The 509-nt window shown below is 64.4% G+C and carries 1 pseudogene; it reads left to right on the plus strand.

The window, feature by feature from the left end:
* Positions 1-509: pseudogene (locus tag B30_RS21210) on the plus strand (BapA/Bap/LapF family prefix-like domain-containing protein); the annotation flags it as partial.

Consider the following 509-nt stretch of genomic DNA (forward strand, 5'->3'; position numbering starts at 1 on the left):
GATGCTGACGCCGATGCGGATGCTGACGCCGACGCAGATGCAGATCAAGGGCTCCTTGATCCTCTCATCGGAACGGGCGGGTTGCTCGGCGGTTTGACTGGCGATGGCGGTTTGCTTGGGGATGTGACCGGGTCCGGCGGTCTTCTGGGCGGGATTGCCGGTGACAGCGGGCCTCTGGGCGATCTGGGGTCGACTTTGACGGGCCAGCCCTTGCTCGGGGATGGTGTGCAGGCCGGTGGCGAGACGGGTCTTTTGGATGGCCTGGTTTCAGACGGCGGTTTGCTTGGGGACATCACCGGCAACGGCGGCCTTCTGGGCGATGTGGCCGGGTCTGACGGTCTTCTTGGTGATCTGCTTCTCAACGATGGTGTGCTTGGCGGGCTGACGGGTTCTGATGGGCTTGTTGGCGGGTTGATTGGCACAGGTCTGCTTGGCGAAGACCCGGCTGACTCGGGCGACACGGGTGGCGGTCTTCTCGACGGCCTGACCGATGGTCTGTTGGGCGGCGA

This window comes from Celeribacter baekdonensis B30 (genome assembly GCF_000299875.1).
Lineage (GTDB): Bacteria > Pseudomonadota > Alphaproteobacteria > Rhodobacterales > Rhodobacteraceae > Celeribacter > Celeribacter baekdonensis_A.